This is a genomic window from Morganella sp. HSTU-ASny43, assembly GCF_022819185.1.
GTDB lineage: Bacteria > Pseudomonadota > Gammaproteobacteria > Enterobacterales > Enterobacteriaceae > Morganella > Morganella morganii.
The window spans coordinates 24,218-44,448 of sequence record NZ_WSPG01000027.1; the positions used below are offsets into that span (position 1 = coordinate 24,218).

Genomic DNA, 20,231 nt, shown 5'->3' on the forward strand with positions numbered 1-20,231 from the left:
CAATGTAAAATACCGCAGATATTATTAACGAGGTGGAAAATGAAAAAATTACTGGCAGTTATCGCGCTCTCTTTTGCTCTTACCGCTTGTGGTGATGCAACACTGGATATGTCTTCTCAGCAGGCAGCACAGGAATCCATTGCAAAAATGGAAAAAGATCTGAGCCCGGAGCAATCCCGTGAGCTGAAAGGCGCTATTACTAAAATCAGCTTCCAGGTGGCTTTTGCCAGCGGTGGCGATGAAGAAAAAATGATGGCATTGCTGAAAGAAAAATTACAGGGTAAAACAGCAAAAGAAATTATTGAAATGGCAAAATAACCCTTTTCAGCCTGCCGGTTTATCTGCTGCCGGCAGGCTTAGTTTTACGGTTAACGGTTTCTGGCTGCATCGCGGTGGAATTTAAGACGTTCCCGGCAGTTTCATCTTATCCCGCATGACAAGGCTTTTTGTCAGGGACTCAATTTCGTCCTCTTCTTCCTGTGTCATTTTCGGCTTCTGCATATTCTCTGACATAGATCCTCCTTTTTCTGTCAGTCTACTGTATTTTACGGCCGGGTGTGAGACCGTGCTTTTACTCAGGATTATTCCGCAGCGTTATTCCTCTGATGCCGGCAATATTCCCCGCGCAGATAATGATTTAACGGTTGCTTCAATTACTGTATCCGCAGAAATTGAGGCCATTTCATGCTCTCCCTCTTCCAGTAGTAATTTTGAGGCAAACCCGGAAATAATTTCATGTAATTCATAGTCCTGATAAGGGCCGGTGAATTGCGGGCAGGTGCTGACATGCATGCTGACACTGGGGACTTTTAACGCAAATGCCAGATGCATGGTTCCGGTGTCATTTGTGACCAGAAGATCAAGGTTATTTACGATTTGTGTTAATTCTTCGACGGTGGTTTTACCGATCAGAGGCTCAATCCGGTTGTGAAATTCCGGCTCAAGTAAACTGAGAAACTCATCGGACAGGCGAATTTCATTCGGCGCGCCGACCAGAACAATATTCAGGTCACGGTACCGGGTAAGCAGAGTGCGTGCGAGTGTGACAAAATTCTCAACCGGCCAGCGTCGTTCCTCACTGGAAGCGCCCATCTGAAAACCAACCCGTCTTACCGGTGACGGTACTTTTGTGACCTCACACGGTACCCGCATCTCAACACTTTTTTCGGTAAACCGGCAGCCGAGCGGAGTGATCAGATCAAGGCGGACCTGTACTGAATGGCGGTGTGCAAAGCGGGTCGAGTTTGTCAGCCAGCGCTCCATATACGGGTTTGTCGGATGATTACAGCGGAAAACAAACGGTGCCCCGGTCATGACTGCGCTCAGATAATCATACGGGTTATGTGAGTGCATAATCAGAACCAGATCCGGTGTTCCGTGCGCTTTTAAATCCCTGACCAGTTTCAGTACGGTATTGACTTTGCTGTTCCAGCACACCACATCGTCCCAGTCCTTACCGATACCAGTGCGGATATAAGGTGCCATTTTATTGCCGGAAACAACGGTAATTCTGGCATCAGGAAAACGTTTTCTGACTTCATGAATCGCCGGGGTATTCATCAGAAAATCCCCGAGTGCCGTTGTCGAATAAATAACAATATTCCGGAAGTCGATAGTCTTCAGCTGTTTAAAGGCAGCGACGGAGTGCGAAAAATCACGGCGGCGCGTATAAATCTGTAAGAATAAATTAACCAGTTTATGTTTAAGTTTTTTGGACATCGTATTTCCTGAAAAGCGACCAATAATAGCATGGCGCTAATTTAGCATATTCCGCCGGAAATCCGCCGGTTCATTTTCATGTTATTTCCGGCGGGTGGCGAGCCAGCATAATAAGGAACCACCGGTGACCATCAGTACCCCCTGCCAGAATGCAAAGGAGAGGGCGGTGCTGAGTAATAATGCGGAAAATGCGGTGGAAAGTACCGGGGTAAAATAAGAGAGCGTGCCTATCAGGGCAACATTACCGCGCAGTACCGCGATGGTCCAGAGTGCATTTGCGGCACAGGACAGTGCCGCAGCGGCAATCAGAAAACCAACGGTCGACACGGAAAATTCAGCGGGCAGTGTGATGTCGTCAAAGGCGGTTACCACCCACAGCATCAGGGCGGTGATGATAAAAAACAGGGTAATGCCGTTATTACCATCCGCCAGCCTGCGTGATAAATTACTGTAGAAGGCCCAGATCACCGCACCGGCAAACGCCAGGCCGTAACTCAGCGGATTAAGTGCGACGTTGGCGGCGACAGAGCTGAGGGATAACCCGTTCTCTCCGCCAATCACCCGGCTGATACCGAGCACCGCCAGCACCAGACCGGCTATCAGCGGCAGGCGCAGACGCTGCCCGCCCATGAGTACAGCCAGTCCGACAGTCAGGGAAGGCCACAGGTAATTCACCATACCCAGTTCAATCGCCTGCTGACGGTTCTGAGAAAAACCGAGCGCCAGAATAAAGCAGATCTCATAACTGACGAACAACAGCGTGCCCCAGATAAGATAGCGGCGCGGCCAGCGGCGGATGGCCGGAAATCCGGTCACCAGCAGTAACATCACTGAGCCCAGGGTGTATATCAGTGCCGCACCGAAAGCAGGCCCGAAATCCTCACTGACCCGTTTGATTAATCCGACAATAGTACTCCAGAACAGAATGGCCAGAACGCCGTAAAATGTGGCGGTGTGTGCGGACAGTTTTCCCATGAATATCGGCCTGTGATAAATAATTGACAATATATGCGTTAAACTAATAATGATTTCCCAGCATACCGTGATATGACCGCCGGGCAAAGGGAGAGATCCTCATGGCCGGACTGATAAGGAGCCTGACGATGGAAGCACAACAGATTCTGGATTTTTGGTTTAATGAAGCCACACCGGAACAATGGTTTAAGAAAGACACACAGTTTGATGACCTGATCCGCCGCCGTTTTCTTAAGGTATGGGAGCAGGCAGCTGCCGGAGAATGTTCCAGCTGGCGGGCACACATCGGCGGACGTCTGGCGGAGATCCTCGTGCTGGATCAGTTTTCCCGTAACCTCTGGCGCGGTGACGCGCGGTCATTTGCACAGGACCCGATGGCGCTGGTGCTGGCACAGGAAGCAGTGAAAACACCGGATTATCTGCAACTGCCCCCGGTTCAGCGCAAGTTTGTGCTGATGCCGTATATGCATTCAGAATCCGCACTGATCCATCAGCAGGCGGAACAGTTGTTTAAAGGGCTTGATGAGAGCACTGAGGATTTTGAGCGGCGGCACAAAGCGATCATTGACCGCTTCGGCCGCTACCCGCACCGCAATGAGATTCTGGGGCGGAACTCCACCCCGGAAGAGGCGGAGTTTCTGTTACAGCCCGGCTCGGCGTTCTGATTCACACTCACGGGCGAAATGCGCGGCAATACCGCGCATATCAAAGCCCGTTGGTGTCTGATGCACCCGCAGCCAGAATTGCGGCAGGATCGCAAACAGGTGATCAAAAATATCGGACTGGATTTGCTCATAGCTTATCCACGCCGTCACATTGGTGAAGGCGTAGATTTCCACCGGCAGCCCGTCCGGTGTCGGTGCCAGCTGGCGCACCATGGTCGTCATCTTCTTGTGAATATGCGGACTGGCTTTGATGTACGCCTCCGCATACGCACGGAATGTCCCGATATTGGTCAGCCGCCGCTGGTTGAGCAGGGTATCTCCGGGTTCCTGCGCATTGTATTCTGCGATTTCCTGTAATTTGGCATCGATATACCCGGCTATCAGGTTTGATTGCCGCAGCCGGCTGATCTCTTCATCAGTCAGAAAACGGATGCTGGTGGTATCCAGGTTCATGCTGCGTTTGATACGCCGTCCGCCGGATGCCGTCATTCCCTGCCAGTTTTTGAAGGAATCGGAAATCAGGGCGTAAGTCGGGATAGTGGTAATGGTATTATCCCAGTTCTGCACTTTGACCGTCGTCAGCCCGATATCCGTCACAGCACCGTCCGCGCCGTATTTCGGCATCTCCAGCCAGTCCCCGACATTAAGCATATCATTGACCGACAACTGAATACCGGCCACTAGGCCCATGATCGGGTCTTTAAAGACCAGCATCAGCACCGCGGTCATGGCACCGAGTCCGCTCAGTAAAATCAGCGGGGATTTTCCTATCAGCAGCGAAATAATCAGGATACTGAAGAGCACCGCGATAATCAGTTTCAGGCTCTGCATCACGCCGCGCAGCGGAAGGCGGCTCAGAGACGGGGTATGGCGGGAGAGGTTCTGAAGAATGTCCATCACGGAAAACAGCAGCAGCATGCCGAACAACAGACACCATGCCTGTGCGCCGGTCGTGAGGATCTCCTGTGCGGCAGAGCCGCGTCCCAGCCAGATCAGCGCCTGGATATTAAACACTATCCCCTGAATCAGAAAGGCAAACCGGTTAAACAGCCGGGTGCGGGTAATTAACGCGCCCCACGGACGCTGAGCACCACCGGTGCGGCGTTCAATATACGGCAGAAGGCCTTTGTGCAGGGTAAGATGCAGAATAACAGCGATAGCCAGAATAAGGACAATAACCCCGGTAATGGCCGCCCATGAGGCGTAGTCATTACTGAGTTCAAATTGTTGTTGCAGCCATAACCGCAGTTGTTGCTCCATAAAAAATGTCTCCTGTGACGTGGTTTTTACAGACTCCTTAGTGAGCAGCAAAATGTTAAAAATGGGATCACATTGAATACTGTACCATTTTTCAGGCACGGGTACTGAAAGGGTATGTAAAGATACGGGAAAAGCGAAAAAAAAAAGAAAAAAGGGGGATGTGGCGCGGCAAATTATTTGCCCGCGCCACCGGATGCGGTTAATTATTCTTTTTCAGGGCAGAAGCGACGGCGATCAGACCAAAAGAGCTGAACAGCAGTTCAATACCGACCAGAGTCGCAATCAGGGTGACAGACACAATCGGGCCGTTACCGACCAGCAGGTAAGCGATAAACAGATCGAGCAGGCCGATGATAATGTTCAGCCAGCCGCGCGCCTGAGACATCTGACGCAGACCAGAACCCAGACGCAGGATCCCGCCGGCAATAAACAGAATGGCGAGCAGAATAGCGAGGCTGAGCATCCCGGTGAGCGGTTCGGTCAGGAACACATAACCCAGAAGGAGATAGGCGACCGCAACCAGAACGGAAAACAGCTTACTGCCGCCGCTGTAGAGCCGGCTGCTGAGTGTCACAAATAACATGGAGATCCCGTTTATCAGGAGAAGCCCCCCGATAATATAGCTGAGAGTCACACCGGATATCAGCGGGTTCATCAGACAGGCCACACCACCGGCCAGCAGGAGAATGGCGATGATCCACAGGTAGCCCCGTTGTTTCTTCAGGGCGTCGGCTGTCATATGAGTTAAATTCTGACGATTAAAATCAAGCATGGTTTTTCCTTAGTAAGCCCGTTACAGCGGCATCAGAGCATGCAGGGCAGCCTGATACCGGATGCGGAATATACCCGAAATGATAAACTTCACTTTACATTATTTGCGATAAGTAAGTATTTGTGAATACCAAATGCGTAAAATCAGTGCTCAATAATCATGACTGCCGTGGTATCGGGCTCCAGCGCCTTAAAAATATGCGGGACATCGCCGGGGTAGGAAATATAGTCGCCGGGCAAAAGTGTGGCGGGTTCATCAAGGGTACCGACAACAGCACTGCCGGTCATCAGCAGGATATGTTCGGTAACCTGTGCCATATGCGGCTCAGACACGCGGTCTTTGCCGGGCTGCGCGGTGATGGTGTACAGGTCACGGCGGTTAACCGCAGAAGCGGAAGAGAGCAGAAAAGCGTGGTAATACGCATTCTCGGCACTGACCTGAATACCTTCCCCGCGCCGCAAAACGGTTACCCGGCTTTTCGGGGTTTCAAACAGACTGGCAAACGGGATATTCAGTGCCACACAGAGCGACCACAGTGTTTCGATTCCCGGGTTTCCCTGTGCCGATTCCAGCTGTGACAGTGTGGATTTTGCAATACCGGCACTGCGCGCGACATCAGCGATGGAACGTCCCTGGCGCTGACGCTCTTCGGTCAGCCTGACAGCCATGATCTGCAGGGGCGGGGTGATAGGTGAATCCATAAAATACACTCTCTGCTGGTTAACGGAAATAACCCGGAATTAACACTTGCGTAATTCAAAGCGTTCGACATAATGAACGTATCGTTCAATTTATAAGTCTATCGCAATGAAACTCGCTATTCCACTCGATAATGCCATGATCCGCAATATTTTGCTGGTTTGTGTGGCGGATTTAATTGTCGGCGTTTCCTACGGGGCGCTGGCGCATGCCAACGGTTTTCCGCTCTGGGTACCGCTGACACTGTCCCTGGTTGTGCTGGCAGGGGCGTCAGAGTTTCTGTTTATCGGCGTTGTGGCGGCCGGCGGCAGTCCGGTGTCTGCGGCGCTGGCCGGGTTGCTGGTGAATGCCCGTCATGTGCCGTTCAGCCTTGCGGTGCACGACCTTGCCGGTAAAGGCCCGAAAAAACTGTTGGGCTTCCATATTCTTAATGATGAGAGTGTGGTGTTCGGTCTGGCGGAAAAACAGAAGGACAAACAGAAAGCCGCATTCTGGCTGTGCGGGCTGGGAATTTTTCTGTGCTGGCCGCTGGGGACGATTATCGGTGAGTTTCTCGGTACCTTTATTGTGGATACCAAAGCGCTGGGGCTGGATGCCATGTTCCCGGCGATTATCCTGGCATTGTGTCTGCCTGCACTGCGTGAGGCGAAAACACGCCGCGCTGCTCTGCTGGGAGCGGTGATTGCCCTGGCGGCAACGCCATTTTTACCGCCGGGGATCCCGGTGCTGTTATCACTGCTGGGGCTGGTGGTCAGCCTGAGGAGAGCGTAATGCCGGATACATTATCCATTCTGACGGGGATCGCGCTGCTGGCGGTCGGTACGTATGCCATGCGGGCGTCCGGGGCGCTGCTCAGCGGGCGTTTCTCGGTGTCGTCACACGTTAAAAATCTGCTTTCCACGGGGGCGATTGTCATTCTGTTTGCTGTGGCGGTAACGATGACGATTTTCAGCGGACAGGAATTATCAGACTGGCCGAAAATGGCCGGAGTGGCGGTTGCGGGAATACTGACGTGGTATAAAAAGCCGTTTCTGGTGATTGTGCTGGCCGCTGCGATTGTGACCGCACTGCTGCGTTATCTGCTGTCGCTGTGGTAAACAGAGAGACCCGCGCAGCATCACTGCGCGGATGATAAAAGATTATTGTGCCAGCCAGGCGGCGGATGTGGTGATAGCAGCCATCGGGCGGAGCATCTCCAGACTTATCTGGTGCAACTCCGCTGTCGGTGCGGCACACAAATCCTCCGCTACCGAGACATAAAACCCGCTGTCGTGGGCATAACGCGCGGTGCTCTGAATTGCCATCACCGTGCTGACACCGGCCAGAACAAGGTGTTCAATCCCGGCTTTACGCAGCCAGATCAGCAAATCATTTCCTGCAAAGGCACTAACGCCTTTCTTCACAAAACAGACATCCTCTTTCTGCACATCCGTACCGTCTGCCCAGTCACAACCGCTGCCGCTCAGTTTCAGGGCACCAATCTCTTTTGCCCGCTGAAACATCGGTGATCCGGCGGGGATATCATGCCAGTCATCCGCAAACCCGACCCGCACCCATACCACGGGAATATCCCGCTGCCGCGCCTGACGGGCGGTTTCCCGTGTGGCTGCAATCAGATTACGGGCGGCAGTCTGGTCATGGCAGGCGTTGGAAAGCCCGTGTTTGCCGGTAATGTCATTAATAAGGTCGATAATAATCAGTGCCTGTTTCATCTGTCCCTCCTGTTCTGACTTTTTTCAGCATAGCCTTATGTTTCAGAACTGTCATGGGAAGCAGCGGAAATTTCACGGTTTTTTGCCGGAATGTGGATCACAAACCCGATACCGCGCTGCTGCAATCCTTCGGTGACGGAGAGATAACCGCCGATTTTTTCCGCCAGATTCTGTGCAATGGCAAGGCCGAGACCGCTGCCGTTTTCACTGCAGCCCGGCACACGGAAAAAGCGAGAGAACAGGCGGTGGCGGTACTGCTCACTGATGCCGTTGCCGTTGTCGCGGATAATAATCTGCACTTCATCCGGATTGCCGGTGTCCAGCGAGACTTCGGCCTGGCTGTCCGGCGGGCAGTATTTCACCGCATTATTCAGAATATTGTTGATGATGGAGAACAGCGCCTGTTTATCGGTGACAACAATGCAGCTTTCCGGACCGTCGAAGGAAAACTCAATATTTTTGCGCAGGGCGTAGGGCACCAGCATGGCAATGGTGTGGCTCAGTGCCTGGGTCAGGTCGATCTCTTCCATTTTCAGCGGATAATCTTCCGTTTCCAGCCGGGCCAGATCAATCAGCTGCCGTGACAGTGATACCGCGCGATCCAGACTGATTTCCATATCCGCAGTGATTTCGTTGCGCTCCGCCGGGTCATCAATCTGTTTGAGCAGATGAATTTGTGCCAGTACGGCGGCAATCGGCGTACGCAGTTCATGAGCGGCATCCGCCATAAACTGTTTTTCCCGCAGATTGGCGGCATCCACCCGCTGCATCAGCTGGTTAATGGCATGCAGTACCGGACGCATTTCATTGTACTGATATTTCATGCTGATGGGTGTCAGGTTGCCGGGGTTACGGGTGGCGATACTGCGGGTGGTTTCACGCAGCGGGCGCAGACTGAGATAGGTGGTGATAATCGTGGATGAGAGCATGGTGCCGAGAATAAACAGCAGCGGAACGGCGGTGCCGGTTGCCGGGTCGCCGATCAGCATATGGCGGTCGGTGCCGGATTCCCCGATAACCGCAGTGCGCTGCATATCCGGGTCGGTATTATAAGCAAGATACCAGGTTTCGCCGTCCTCGGTGAAACGCTCGATTCCGTCTGGTTTCAGCGGAATATGAACATCCGGTTTATTACTGTACAGCACTTCGCCCGTTGTACTGTGCAGAATAGCGACCAGCGGATCATAATTTTCCTCTTCCAGGCCGCTTTTCATCGCATTGGCGTACATACTCTCCAGGGCACGGGCAATCTGCGGGAAGGTGGCGGAATCCGTGGGGGTTTCCCGCAGTGTGTCAGAGACACCACGGGCAATCACCATCTGCTGGGCATTAAAATCTTCACTTAAACCGGGCAGATAAGCGTATTTCAGCCAGGCTATCCAGACGCCCCACAGCAGGAGCATTGAGAAGGTCTGAAGGAGAACGGTATAAACAAAGAATGAGCGGATTCTCACTTATTCGCTGTCCTTTTTCAGCAGATAACCAATTCCGCGGACGGTAATCACTTTCTCTTTACCGATTTTGCGGCGCAGATTATGGATATGCACTTCCAGGGAATTACTTTCGATTTTATCGTCCAGCCCGAATAAACGCTGCTCCAGCTCATGCTTGCGCACCACATTACCGGTATTGCGCATTAATTCATATAACAGCTGATACTCTTTGCCGGAGAGCAGTAATAACTCGTCATTCAGTGTCACCTGATGGTTCATCGGGTTAAGGGTGATATTATCCACTTTCCATAACTGTGAGGAAAAACCGGCAATACGGCGGGAAACCGCTTTAACGCGGGAAATTAATTCCGGCAGTTCAACCGGTTTGGAAATAAAATCATCCGCCCCTGAATCGAGGGAATTGACCAGATGATCACGCTGATTGCGGGCGGTCATAATAATAATCGGGATTTGCTCCCCGCTGTTGCGCCACTCCACCAGAGAGTCAAACCCGTCGCCGTCCGGTAACCCCAGATCCAGCAGCATCAGGTCAAAATGCTGTTCTGTCAGCCGCTTACGGGCATCGGCCAGTAAACGCAGCCAGCACACACGAAAACCGGCCAGTTCCAGTCCCCGGCACAGTGCTTTACCTAATTGTAAATCGTCTTCGACTAATAGAATTTGCACGTTTCCTCTCTTTCTGTAAAAGCGGGCTCTCTGTAAAAGCGGATTGCAGTATAGCATTGACGATTACTGTGACAACGCAGGCAAATTATTGTGGCAACGGGGCTTAATGTACCCTTAATCAATCCCGCTTAATGTGATATCCGGTTTATAAAATCATCAATCAGATGACCGGCATATTTTTCTGTCTGTTTTTGCAGGAAATAAAAATAAAAAATGGTGCCGAACAACACGGCGGCATAAATAAACACTGCCCAGATATAGGTCAGGCTGTAATCCAGCAGGGTCAGGGATAAATAGCTGATGTCGATATTCAGTGACAGGGCATCAATAATCTTCTGTGAAAACAGCAGCAGGGAGAAGAGTAATACCGGCAGGGCGAGTAACCCGGTCAGCATATTCACCTTTTTGCGGCGTTTTGCCAGGGCGGGATAATGTTCATCGTGCATATAGGCGGCGATATCGGTGAGCTGATCGTCCAGATCGTCACGGCAGGCTACCGGCGCATCCTGTTTTTCTATTTGCTGATGCAAAAGGCGTAAAAGCTGACTGTTATCGATGCTTTTTGCAAAAGCGGTAATAATTCCCATGCGGAACTCCTGAAAGTCTGTGTCGGCCGGCTATTATTTAACAATTTTACAGCCGGGTCATGCTGATTTATTAACATTACCTGAATTAAATCATAATCTGCACTCTGCGGTACAATACAGATACGTTATAGCGGAAAACACTGTGTTATATATAACGGCAGAATACATTTATCTTTCAGGGATTATCATCCATGTTACGCATCACCGCACTACTGGAAAATACGAATACTGACCCGAAACTGGATTCTCACCCTGGTCTCAGCCTGTTGCTGGACGACGGGGAAACCTCGCTGCTGTTTGATACGGGCGCGGATGATACCTATATCCGCAATGCACAGGCACTGGGGATTTCACTGGAAAATATTGATGCGGTGGTGTTGTCTCACGGTCATTATGACCATTTCGGCGGATTAACCCGTACGGAACGGCATAATCTGCCGTCGGCGCTGAAGGTGATTGCACACCCGCATATTTTCGAGCCGCGCCGCGCCGCATTGTGGCTGGGCAGTTACCCGCTGAAATTCAAGCGGTTATCTCCGTTATTTTGTGAAGAAACACTGCGCCGTGACTATCAGTTCGTGCTGACGGAAAAACCGTATTCTATCTCATCCCGCTTTCTGTTCGCCGGAGAAATCACGCAGCGGGCCGTGGTGCGCCGTTACGGGGTACTGCTCAGTAACGGTGAGGCAGATTATGTGCGTGACGACAGTTTTCTGATCTGGCGCGGGGAGGAGAGGATTGTGATTATCACCGGATGCAGCCATTCAGGTATTGAATCGGTGATACAGCATGCGCGTGCCCTGACAGATAATGCACCGGTGCAGGCGGTGGTCGGCGGGCTGCATCTGCGCCGAGCAACACCGGCAGCACTGCGCCGCGCACAGGAGGCCGTGGATCCGCAAACCCGGGTGTACGGCTGTCACTGTACCGGTGCCAGAGGGCGCAATGCCCTGAATGCGGACGATTTTAATACCGGGCAGCAGCTGACATTCCGCTGAGTCTGCCCGGCGGGGTTATCAGCCGTGCGCTTCCAGGAAACGGACATACGCATCTGCCCATTTCTGCACAAACGCACCGGTTTTTTCACTGAATTTACCGTTTTCGCCGATCATGCCGTCATACCATTGCAGGTACATCTCCGGCTGATTAAGTGTCGGCATATTCAGGAATGCCAGCACATTGCGCAGATGCTGCTGTGCCATCGCGGTACCCATCGCCCCGGCAGAGGTACCGATTACAGCGGCCGGTTTGTTATCCCAGCTGTTTTGTCCCCACGGACGGGAGCCCTGATCCAGTGCGTTTTTCAGCACACCCGGGATAGAACGGTTATACTCCGGCGTAACAAAAATTACGCCGTCAGCCTGTGAAATCTGCTGTTTGAATGCCAGCACCTCAGCAGGCGGCTGTGCGTCACAGTCCTGATTATAGAGCGGCAGTGAACCGATACTGACAAATTCGCACTGAATGTGTGCAGGGAAAAGAGAGACCAGAGCATGCGCCAGCTGACGGTTGTAACTCTGCTCACGCAGTGAACCGACAACAACAGCAACGCGGTACTGTTTCATTGTAACCTCCTGAACCGGTGAAAACCCGGTGATGAACAAGCAATAAAACAAATGAAAACGTTACTATCATAGTGCGGAATCGCGGAACAGAGAGCAAAATTTAGTAAATTTCTATGACATCACAACAAAAAAAGATCTTATCAGGAGCCGGAATGACTATCCCGCAAGCCCCGGAACGCCCGGTACAGTTCACTGCACATGGTGAAACCCGGACGGATAACTATTACTGGCTGCGGGATGATACCCGCAGTGATCCGCAGGTGATTCAGTATCTGACGGATGAAAACCGCTATACACAGCAGAAATTGCAGTCCGCAGAGCCGCTGCGCGAAGCGCTGTATGAGGAGATGGTCGCCCGCATGCCGCAGGCGGATGAATCTGCGCCATACAGTTACAACGGTTATGTTTACCGCACCCGGTTTGAGGCGGGCAAAGAGTATCCGCTGTATGAGCGGCGTAAAATAATTAGCGGCCAGTGGGAAGTGCTGGCGGACGGCAATGAACGGGCACAGGGGCTGGCCTATTATGAGCTGGTGTCTCTGGCGGTCAGTGCGGATAACCGCCGTATTGCGATTGCTGAGGATAAAGTCGGCCGCCGTGAATATCAGGTGGCTTACCGTGATCTGACCGATAATCACTGGCAGGAATCAGTGCTGACAGAAGTGGCCGACGATCTGGTCTGGTCAGCCGATGGTTCGGTTCTGTTTTATGTTCGTCAGGATCCGCAGACATTGCTGCCGTTCGAGGTATATCGCCACCGTTTCGGCACAGATACCACACAGGATGAACTGGTATACCGCGAGGACGATGACCGTTTTTATACCGGGTTATCCCTGTCATCCTCCCGTGAGTGGATTTTTATCGGTTGTCACAGCCCGGTAACCTCCGAAGTTCAGCTTATCAATGCCAATGATCCATTACAGCCGCCGGTCTGTTTCTCGCCGCGTCAGGACGGGCGTGAGTATCACGTCGATCATCTGGATGGTCAGTTTTATATCCGCTCTGACCATGAAAACGAACTGTTTGGCCTCTACCAGACGAATGCACCGGAAAATCCGTGGCAAACACTGATTGCGCCGCAGCCGGATACCGACCTGGAAGATTTCACGCTGTTCCGTGACTGGCTGGTATTACAGGAACGCCACGCCGCACTGCCGCAAATCCGTATTATTCACCGGCAGAGCGGGAAAGAAACACAGGTTGCGTTTGATGACGGTGCTTACTGCGCGTGGCTCGGGCTGAACCCGGAGCCGGACAGTCAGCTGCTGCGCTACGGTTATACCTCGATGACCACACCGGCATCGGTGTATGAGCTGGATATGGTCAGCGGGGAACGGATGCTGCTGAAACAGGCGCAGGTAAACGGTTTTCAGCGGGATAATTATCACAGTGAACGAATTTGGATCACTGCCCGTGACGGCGTGCAGGTACCGGTTTCGCTGGTCTGGCATAAAGATCACTATCAGCAGGGATTCAATCCGCTGCTGATTGAAGGTTATGGCGCGTATGGTGCCAGTATGGATCCGGATTTCGACGCCAACCGGCTGAGCCTGCTGGATCGCGGTTTTGTTTATGCTCAGGCGCATATCCGCGGCGGCGGTGAGTTGGGTAAACGCTGGTACAATGCCGGAAAGATGCAGCATAAAATCAACAGTTTTAATGATTTTGTGGATGTGACTCGCGAACTGATTGCCCGGCGTTATGGTGCGGAAAACCGGATCTACGCTACCGGCGGCAGTGCAGGCGGCTTGCTGATGGGAGCGGTGATTAATCAGGCGCCGGAGCTGTATCGCGGTATCGTGACACAGGTACCGTTTGTGGATGCACTGACTACCATGTCGGATCCGTCCATTCCGCTGACCACCGGCGAATATGACGAGTGGGGCAACCCGGAAAATGAATCAGCTTACCGGGATATCCGCGCCTACAGCCCGTATGACAACATTGAGGCGAAAGCCTACCCGAATATGCTGGTGACCAGCGGCCTGCATGATTCTCAGGTTCAGTACTGGGAACCTGCAAAATGGGTGGCAAAACTGCGGAAGCTGAAGACGGATGATAATCTGCTGCTGCTCTATACTGACATGGAAGCGGGGCACGGCGGTAAGTCAGGGCGGTTCAACTATTTGTGGGATGTGGCGCTCGGTTATGTGTTCCTGCTGATGGTGGATGAACAGCAGGCTTCGTGACACTGTCACTTAATGTGTGACAATGTCACCGGTAAAATTGGATGTTACTCAGCGGTTTTCCGTTTACGGGCAGCCGCTTTTTTGTGCACGGCAATAATTTCACTCTCCACACTGCCATCCTGTAACAGCGTGGTGATTTTTTGCCCGACTTTTACCTGACGGGTTTTGTTCAGCACTTCACCGCTGTCTGTCTGACTGATACTGAAGCCCCGGCTGAGTGTTGCCAGCGGGCTGACACCCTCGAGTGTAGAGCAGAGGCGGCCAAACCGCTCGCGCTGCTGACTGAGCTGTTCACGCATGGCAGAGGAAAGACGGTACTGCAACTGCTGAATATAGCGCTGCTGCTGTTGCAGTTGCGGGCGCGGATCCCGGCGCATCAGACGCTGTTCTGTCTGTGTCAGCTGACGGGACTTTTGAGTCAGCATAAGCTGTCCGGCCTGAATCAGCCGTTGTTCCAGGCGCTGAATAAGCTGTTGCTGGCGTGCCAGGCGCAGTTGCGGATGCTGCTGCTGTAACCGGTGGTGTAACTGGCTGAACAACCGCTGTTTTCTGGCGATAAAATAATCCATCGCCATTTCCAGCCGTTGTTGTACGGATTGGATCTGCCGCAGGCGCTCTGTCAGGTCCCGGCTGACCAGTTCTGCCGCCGCGGACGGGGTTGGTGCCCGTAAATCCGCGACAAAATCGGCGATAGTGATATCTGTTTCATGGCCGACGGCACTGATCACCGGCAGACGGCTGGCAAAAATCGCCCGCGCCACCCGCTCATCATTGAAACTCCACAAATCTTCCAGTGAACCGCCGCCGCGCCCGACAATCAGCACATCACATTCATTACGGCGGTTAGCGGTTTCAATCGCACGGACAATCTGTGCCGGTGCATCAGCCCCCTGAACCTGAGCGGGGTAGATAATCACCGGCAGTGACGGGTCACGGCGGCGCAGAATATTCAGAATATCGTGAAGAGCGGCCCCGGTGGCAGATGTCACCACACCCACACAGGTGGCAGGTACCGGCAGCGGCTTTTTCAGATGGGTATCAAACAGTCCTTCGGCTTTCAGTTTTTCTTTCAGCAGCTCAAACTGCTGCTGAAGCAGACCTTCACCGGCAGGTTGCATGGACTCAACAATCAGCTGATAATCCCCGCGCGGCTCATACAGTGTGATCGCCGCACGTACCAGCACCTGCTGCCCGTTCTGCGGCGCAAATGTCACACGGCTGTTGTTGCCGCGGAACATAGCTGCCCGCACCTGGGATTTTTCATCTTTCAGGGTAAAATACCAGTGACCGGAAGACGGGCGCGAAAAGTTGGAGATCTCCGCGCTGATCCAAATCCGGCCCATTTCCAGCTCGAGTAACTGCCGGACAGTCGTATTTAACCGGGTAACAGTAAAAATTGCGGTATTTTCAGGTAGCAACATGTGAGCCAGATCAAATAATAAAACAAGGACTTAATTGTCCGATACTACCGCCTTCTGACAGATTAGCAACGAATTTTTGAAAAAAAGGCTAGGCGCAACCGATTACCACCTGTATAATGCCGCGGCAATATTTTATCTTCTTTCAATCCTGCTGCCTGGTGAGATATTGCACATGTTACGTATTAAAAAAGAAGCTTTAACCTTTGATGATGTTCTCTTAGTTCCTGCGCACTCCACAGTTCTGCCCAACACTGCCGATTTATCGACACAACTCACCGCGAAAATCCGTCTGAACGTCCCGATGATCTCGGCGGCGATGGATACCGTAACGGAAGCCCGTCTGGCGATTGCCCTTGCCCAGGAAGGCGGCATCGGTTTTATTCACAAAAATATGTCCATTGAGCGTCAGGCTGATGAAGTCCGCCGTGTAAAAAAACACGAAAGCGGTGTGGTTTCTGATCCGCAGACTGTTACTCCGTGCACCACTCTGCGCGAAGTTCAGACCCTGACTGAGCAGAACGGCTTTGCCGGTTATCCGGTGGTCACTACCGATAACGAATTAGTCGGTATCATCACCGGCCGTGACGTGCGTTTCGTGACTGACCTGGATCAGCCGGTAACTGCCGTTATGACCCCGAAAGAGCGTCTGGTGACCGTCCGTGAAGGCGAAGCCCGCGAAGTGGTTCTGAAGAAAATGCACGAGCGCCGCGTGGAAAAAGCGCTGGTGGTGGATGATTCCTTCCATCTGCTCGGCATGATCACCGTAAAAGATTTCCAGAAAGCAGAGCGTAAACCAAACGCCTGTAAAGATGAGCACGGCCGTCTGCGTGTCGGCGCAGCAGTCGGTGCCGGTGCCGGTAACGAAGAGCGTGTTGATGCGCTGGTGGCTGCCGGTGTGGACGTTCTGTTAATCGACTCCTCTCACGGTCATTCCGAAGGCGTGTTACAGCGCATCCGTGAAACCCGTGAAAAATACCCTGATCTCGAGATCATCGGCGGTAACGTCGCCACAGCCGAAGGCGCGAAAGCCCTGGCAGCAGCCGGTGTCAGCGCAGTGAAAGTGGGTATCGGCCCCGGTTCTATCTGTACCACCCGTATCGTAACCGGCGTGGGCGTACCACAGTTAACGGCTATTTCTGATGCTGTTGAAGCGCTGGAAGGCACCGGCATTCCGGTTATCGCTGACGGCGGTATCCGTTTCTCCGGTGATATCGCGAAAGCGCTGGCAGCCGGTGCGGCATGTGTGATGGTCGGTTCGATGTTCGCCGGTACCGAGGAATCTCCGGGCGAAGTGGAACTCTATCAGGGTCGTGCTTACAAATCTTACCGTGGTATGGGTTCACTCGGTGCGATGTCCAAAGGTTCTTCTGACCGTTACTTCCAGACCGATAACGCCGCTGACAAACTGGTGCCGGAAGGTATCGAAGGCCGTGTGGCTTACAAAGGTGTACTGAAAACCATCGTTCACCAGCAAATGGGCGGCCTGCGCTCTTGCATGGGACTGACCGGTTGTGCAACTATTCACGAACTGAATACTAAAGCAGAGTTTGTCCGTATCAGTGGTGCCGGGATTCAGGAAAGTCACGTTCATGATGTGACTATCACCAAAGAAGCACCAAACTACCGTTCAGGTCTCTGATTCATGCGGCGGTCTGTGGACCGCCAGCCTATAATTGTTTGCTCTTGGAACATACATTAATGACAACGAATATTCATCAGCACCGCATTCTTATCCTCGACTTTGGATCGCAGTACACTCAGCTGATCGCGCGCCGTATCCGTGAAATCGGCGTTTATTGTGAACTGTGGGCATGGGATGTCACTGAAGAACAGATCCGTAATTTCAATCCGAACGGTATTATTCTCTCCGGCGGCCCGGAAAGCACCACTGAACACAACAGCCCGCGCGCGCCTGAGTATGTCTTCAGCGCCGGTGTACCGGTTCTCGGTATCTGCTACGGCATGCAGACCATGTCTATGCAACTCGGTGGCGCAGTAGAAACCTCTGACGAGCGCGAGTTTGGTTATGCACAGGTTGAAATCCGCGAAACCTGCGAACTGTTCCGTGGTATTCAGGATATGCTGGATGACAACGGCAAACCGCTGCTGGATGTGTGGATGAGCCATGGTGACAAAGTTACCGCTATCCCGTCTGATTTCGTGACTGTCGCCAGCACCGAAACCTGTCCGTTTGCGATCATGGCGAACGACGAAAAACGTTTCTACGGCGTACAATTCCACCCGGAAGTGACCCATACTCACCAGGGCCAGGAAATCCTCAAACGTTTCGTGCTGGATATCTGTCAGTGTGAAGCTCTGTGGACCCCGGAAGCCATTATCGAAGACACCGTTATCCGTCTGCGTGAGCAGATTGGTGATGATCATGTTATCCTGGCACTCTCCGGTGGTGTGGACTCATCTGTGACTGCCATGCTGTTAAACCGTGCTATCGGTAAGCGCCTGACCTGTGTATTCGTGGATAACGGCTTACTGCGCCTGAACGAAGCAGAGCAGGTTATGGAGATGTTTGCGGGCAAATTTGACCTCAATATCATCCACGCCAAAGCGGAAGACCGTTTCCTGAATGCCCTGAAAGGTATTGCAGACCCGGAAGCCAAACGTAAAGCTATCGGCCATACATTCATTGAAATTTTTGATGAAGAAGCGTCAAAACAGAAACAAGTCAAATGGCTGGCACAGGGCACTATCTATCCGGATGTGATTGAATCTGCCGCCTCTGAAACCGGTAAAGCCCACGTGATCAAATCCCACCATAACGTCGGTGGCCTGCCGGAAGATATGGAGCTGGGACTGGTTGAGCCGCTGCGCGAACTGTTTAAAGACGAAGTCCGCCGTATCGGTCTGCAGCTGGGTCTGCCGTACGATATGCTGTACCGCCATCCGTTCCCGGGCCCTGGTCTGGGTGTCCGCGTACTGGGTGAAGTGAAAAAAGAGTACTGTGACATCCTGCGCCGCGCCGATGCTATCTTTATCGAAGAATTACACAAAGCGGATCTGTACCACAAAGTCAGCCAGGCATTCACTGTCTTCCTGCCGGTGCGTTCTGTCGGTGTCATGGGCGACGGCCGTAAATACGACTGGGTTGTCTCACTGCGCGCAGTCGAAACCATCGACTTTATGACCGCACACTGGGCACATCTGCCATACGACCTGTTAGGCCGCGTCTCCAACCGCATCATCAATGAAGTCGACGGCATTTCCCGTGTCGTATACGACGTCAGCGGCAAGCCACCGGCGACGATTGAGTGGGAATGATCCTGCAATAAGAAATTAGCTGGCAGTGGCTGGCAAAATAATGAGTTAAGCCCATGTAAAAATGGGCTTTTTTATTTTTGGCGGTTGTTGTATCTGGTACTTATTAGCAGCGCCAAGCACAAGTTGAATGAGGTATTAAAGTCGGTATTATCGCATCTTTTTACCGTGATACTTACATTATGGCTGGTATAAAAAGATAAAATAAGAAAAGAGTGATGAAGGACAAAATGAGATATTTTTGAGGATCATCTGAATAACGAATGATCATCAACATACGACGATCAGTAGATATCATTTCATTCCGGAACAATAAAACAAAGAAAGAATTAATATGCTGTTTTTTAGTTAAACTATAATGAGCATATTGTTATAGGTGCATAAAGCGATTGCCATTTACTCCGAAAAAACCAGCATAAAAAACAATATAATCAACAAATAACAAATATCGTTCATTTTTTTTGACTTCTAAAGTCAAATTTGGCATCTGGTCATTATCCGGTGCCGGCCTATTATGTTTCCTGTCAGTGAGCAAGATTAATATTTATTTTTATCAATTTAACCAATTGAACAGGAACGCATTATGTCTAAATTAGAACTGTTAAACCCACAAAATTCTGCCGTTATTTTTATTGATCATCAGCCGCAAATGGCCTTTGGTGTGGCAAATATCGACCGCCAGCAGCTGAAAAATAATACCGTTGGCCTGGCAAAAGCAGCAAAAATTTTCAATGTGCCGACAATTTATACCTCCGTTGAAACAGAAAGCTTCAGCGGATATATCTGGCCTGAATTACTGGCCGTCCATCCTGAATCAAAACCTATCGAACGTACCTCCATGAATTCCTGGGAAGACCCGAAATTTGTCGAAGCCGTTAAAGCCACCGGACGTAAAAAATTAGTGATGGCGGCATTATGGACAGAAGTCTGCCTGAATTTCCCGACCTTAATGGCGATTGAAGCCGGTTATGAAGTTTATATTGTGACAGATGCATCCGGTGGTACCTCAGTTGATGCGCATGAACGTTCTATTGATCGTATGGTGCAGGCCGGGGCTATTCCTGTGACCTGGCAGCAGGTATTGCTGGAGTACCAGCGCGACTGGTCCCGTAAAGAAACCTATGACGCAGTAATGGGGCTGGTTCAGGAGCACAGCGGTGCTTACGGCATGGGTGTCGATTACGCCTATACTATGGTTCATAAAGCACCTCAGCGCGTTATTAAGTAACAGCGTAACAACCGGAGAGGTCGCTCTCCGGTTATTTTTTCCTATA

The 20,231-nt window shown here is 51.8% G+C and carries 20 protein-coding genes; 9 read left to right on the forward strand and 11 right to left on the reverse strand.

The genetic code is table 11. From position 1 onward, the window contains the following. Nucleotides 1-39: 39 nt before the first annotated feature. Nucleotides 40-318, forward strand: coding sequence for a DUF6694 family lipoprotein (locus GN208_RS13980; RefSeq protein ID WP_004237422.1), 279 nt, complete (start codon nt 40-42; stop codon nt 316-318). Between the two features lie 276 nt (nt 319-594). On the opposite strand, the gene GN208_RS13985 is transcribed toward GN208_RS13980, so the two are convergent. Together GN208_RS13985 and yddG are read right to left on the reverse strand one after the other, a co-directional pair. Next, a complete protein-coding gene (locus GN208_RS13985) occupies nt 595-1,719 on the reverse strand; it encodes a glycosyltransferase family 9 protein (protein WP_004237421.1) in 1,125 nt (374 codons plus the stop codon). A gap of 81 nt (nt 1,720-1,800) precedes the next feature. Next, nucleotides 1,801-2,694, reverse strand: coding sequence for an aromatic amino acid DMT transporter YddG (gene yddG, locus GN208_RS13990; RefSeq protein WP_279577444.1), 894 nt, complete (start codon nt 2,692-2,694; stop codon nt 1,801-1,803). 128 nt (nt 2,695-2,822) lie between these two features. Here yddG and GN208_RS13995 point away from each other — a divergent pair, with 128 nt between their 5' ends. Next, on the forward strand, nt 2,823-3,359 hold the full coding sequence (locus tag GN208_RS13995) for a DUF924 family protein (protein WP_032098766.1): 537 nt from the start codon (nt 2,823-2,825) through the stop codon (nt 3,357-3,359). Here GN208_RS13995 and GN208_RS14000 read toward each other — a convergent pair. The 3 genes from GN208_RS14000 to GN208_RS14010 form a co-directional block, all read right to left on the reverse strand. After that, nucleotides 3,336-4,619 (reverse strand): mechanosensitive ion channel domain-containing protein, encoded by a 1,284-nt coding sequence (locus GN208_RS14000; RefSeq protein WP_004237418.1) that lies wholly within the window; start codon nt 4,617-4,619, stop codon nt 3,336-3,338. The genes GN208_RS13995 and GN208_RS14000 overlap by 24 nt on opposite strands. A 199-nt stretch (nt 4,620-4,818) precedes the next feature. Then, nucleotides 4,819-5,391 (reverse strand): HdeD family acid-resistance protein, encoded by a 573-nt coding sequence (locus GN208_RS14005; protein ID WP_004237416.1) that lies wholly within the window; start codon nt 5,389-5,391, stop codon nt 4,819-4,821. A gap of 143 nt (nt 5,392-5,534) precedes the next feature. Beyond that, entirely contained in the window at nt 5,535-6,092 is a 558-nt protein-coding gene (locus GN208_RS14010; protein WP_015422664.1) for an XRE family transcriptional regulator, read from the reverse strand. Between the two features lie 106 nt (nt 6,093-6,198). Between GN208_RS14010 and GN208_RS14015 the strand changes: the two genes are divergently transcribed. Together GN208_RS14015 and GN208_RS14020 are read left to right on the forward strand one after the other, a co-directional pair. Then, nucleotides 6,199-6,861, forward strand: a complete 663-nt coding sequence (locus tag GN208_RS14015; protein ID WP_004237414.1) for an AzlC family ABC transporter permease — start codon at nt 6,199-6,201, stop codon at nt 6,859-6,861. Beyond that, nucleotides 6,861-7,187: an AzlD domain-containing protein gene (locus GN208_RS14020; RefSeq protein WP_004237413.1), complete on the forward strand. Its 327-nt coding sequence runs from the start codon at nt 6,861-6,863 to the stop codon at nt 7,185-7,187. Before GN208_RS14015 ends, GN208_RS14020 begins: the two co-directional genes overlap by 1 nt. A 42-nt stretch (nt 7,188-7,229) precedes the next feature. Here the strand turns inward: GN208_RS14020 and GN208_RS14025 are convergent, their stop codons facing one another. The 4 genes from GN208_RS14025 to GN208_RS14040 all read right to left on the reverse strand — a co-directional run bounded on the left by GN208_RS14025 (nt 7,230) and on the right by GN208_RS14040 (nt 10,509). After that, complete coding sequence (locus GN208_RS14025; RefSeq protein WP_004237412.1) at nt 7,230-7,802, reverse strand: cysteine hydrolase; 573 nt, start codon at nt 7,800-7,802, stop codon at nt 7,230-7,232. 35 nt (nt 7,803-7,837) lie between these two features. Further along, nucleotides 7,838-9,256 (reverse strand): ATP-binding protein, encoded by a 1,419-nt coding sequence (locus tag GN208_RS14030; protein WP_015422665.1) that lies wholly within the window; start codon nt 9,254-9,256, stop codon nt 7,838-7,840. Beyond that, entirely contained in the window at nt 9,257-9,922 is a 666-nt protein-coding gene (locus GN208_RS14035; RefSeq protein ID WP_004239617.1) for a response regulator, read from the reverse strand. A gap of 128 nt (nt 9,923-10,050) precedes the next feature. Then, nucleotides 10,051-10,509, reverse strand: a complete 459-nt coding sequence (locus GN208_RS14040) for a DUF6097 family protein (RefSeq protein ID WP_004237409.1) — start codon at nt 10,507-10,509, stop codon at nt 10,051-10,053. A gap of 191 nt (nt 10,510-10,700) precedes the next feature. On the opposite strand from GN208_RS14040, the gene GN208_RS14045 reads away from it, so the two are divergent. Next, a complete protein-coding gene (locus GN208_RS14045) occupies nt 10,701-11,507 on the forward strand; it encodes an MBL fold metallo-hydrolase (RefSeq protein ID WP_004237408.1) in 807 nt (268 codons plus the stop codon). Nucleotides 11,508-11,525: 18 nt separating this feature from the next. Here GN208_RS14045 and GN208_RS14050 read toward each other — a convergent pair whose 3' ends face one another. Next, complete coding sequence (locus GN208_RS14050; RefSeq protein WP_015422667.1) at nt 11,526-12,074, reverse strand: NAD(P)H-dependent oxidoreductase; 549 nt, start codon at nt 12,072-12,074, stop codon at nt 11,526-11,528. A gap of 152 nt (nt 12,075-12,226) precedes the next feature. Here GN208_RS14050 and GN208_RS14055 point away from each other — a divergent pair, with 152 nt between their 5' ends. Then, a complete protein-coding gene (locus GN208_RS14055; protein WP_243828449.1) occupies nt 12,227-14,263 on the forward strand; it encodes a S9 family peptidase in 2,037 nt (678 codons plus the stop codon). A 44-nt stretch (nt 14,264-14,307) separates the two neighbouring features. Here the strand turns inward: GN208_RS14055 and xseA are convergent, their stop codons facing one another. Then, nucleotides 14,308-15,684, reverse strand: a complete 1,377-nt coding sequence (gene xseA / locus GN208_RS14060) for an exodeoxyribonuclease VII large subunit (RefSeq protein ID WP_004237404.1) — start codon at nt 15,682-15,684, stop codon at nt 14,308-14,310. 172 nt (nt 15,685-15,856) lie between these two features. Here xseA and guaB point away from each other — a divergent pair, with 172 nt between their 5' ends. The 3 genes from guaB (at nt 15,857) to GN208_RS14075 (ending at nt 20,185) form a co-directional block, all read left to right on the forward strand. Beyond that, nucleotides 15,857-17,323, forward strand: a complete 1,467-nt coding sequence (guaB, locus tag GN208_RS14065; RefSeq protein WP_004237403.1) for an IMP dehydrogenase — start codon at nt 15,857-15,859, stop codon at nt 17,321-17,323. A 59-nt stretch (nt 17,324-17,382) separates the two neighbouring features. Then, complete coding sequence (guaA, locus tag GN208_RS14070) at nt 17,383-18,960, forward strand: glutamine-hydrolyzing GMP synthase (protein WP_004237402.1); 1,578 nt, start codon at nt 17,383-17,385, stop codon at nt 18,958-18,960. Nucleotides 18,961-19,540: 580 nt separating this feature from the next. Next, nucleotides 19,541-20,185, forward strand: a complete 645-nt coding sequence (locus GN208_RS14075; protein ID WP_004237401.1) for a hydrolase — start codon at nt 19,541-19,543, stop codon at nt 20,183-20,185. Nucleotides 20,186-20,231: the final 46 nt, after the last annotated feature.

Bases quoted from the DNA above. Each gene is read 5' to 3' on its own strand.
- xseA (WP_004237404.1), bottom strand. From the start codon at position 15,684: ATGTTGCTACCTGAAAATACCGCAATTTTTACTGTTACCCGGTTAAAT.
- GN208_RS14075 (WP_004237401.1), top strand. From the start codon at position 19,541: ATGTCTAAATTAGAACTGTTAAACCCACAAAATTCTGCCGTTATTTTT.
- GN208_RS14045 (WP_004237408.1), top strand. From the start codon at position 10,701: ATGTTACGCATCACCGCACTACTGGAAAATACGAATACTGACCCGAAA.
- GN208_RS14040 (WP_004237409.1), bottom strand. From the start codon at position 10,509: ATGGGAATTATTACCGCTTTTGCAAAAAGCATCGATAACAGTCAGCTT.
- guaB (WP_004237403.1), top strand. From the start codon at position 15,857: ATGTTACGTATTAAAAAAGAAGCTTTAACCTTTGATGATGTTCTCTTA.
- GN208_RS13980 (WP_004237422.1), top strand. From the start codon at position 40: ATGAAAAAATTACTGGCAGTTATCGCGCTCTCTTTTGCTCTTACCGCT.
- GN208_RS13985 (WP_004237421.1), bottom strand. From the start codon at position 1,719: ATGTCCAAAAAACTTAAACATAAACTGGTTAATTTATTCTTACAGATT.
- GN208_RS14025 (WP_004237412.1), bottom strand. From the start codon at position 7,802: ATGAAACAGGCACTGATTATTATCGACCTTATTAATGACATTACCGGC.
- GN208_RS14005 (WP_004237416.1), bottom strand. From the start codon at position 5,391: ATGCTTGATTTTAATCGTCAGAATTTAACTCATATGACAGCCGACGCC.
- GN208_RS14020 (WP_004237413.1), top strand. From the start codon at position 6,861: ATGCCGGATACATTATCCATTCTGACGGGGATCGCGCTGCTGGCGGTC.
- yddG (WP_279577444.1), bottom strand. From the start codon at position 2,694: ATGGGAAAACTGTCCGCACACACCGCCACATTTTACGGCGTTCTGGCC.
- GN208_RS14050 (WP_015422667.1), bottom strand. From the start codon at position 12,074: ATGAAACAGTACCGCGTTGCTGTTGTTGTCGGTTCACTGCGTGAGCAG.
- GN208_RS14000 (WP_004237418.1), bottom strand. From the start codon at position 4,619: ATGGAGCAACAACTGCGGTTATGGCTGCAACAACAATTTGAACTCAGT.
- GN208_RS14015 (WP_004237414.1), top strand. From the start codon at position 6,199: ATGAAACTCGCTATTCCACTCGATAATGCCATGATCCGCAATATTTTG.
- GN208_RS14055 (WP_243828449.1), top strand. From the start codon at position 12,227: ATGACTATCCCGCAAGCCCCGGAACGCCCGGTACAGTTCACTGCACAT.
- GN208_RS14010 (WP_015422664.1), bottom strand. From the start codon at position 6,092: ATGGATTCACCTATCACCCCGCCCCTGCAGATCATGGCTGTCAGGCTG.
- guaA (WP_004237402.1), top strand. From the start codon at position 17,383: ATGACAACGAATATTCATCAGCACCGCATTCTTATCCTCGACTTTGGA.
- GN208_RS13995 (WP_032098766.1), top strand. From the start codon at position 2,823: ATGGAAGCACAACAGATTCTGGATTTTTGGTTTAATGAAGCCACACCG.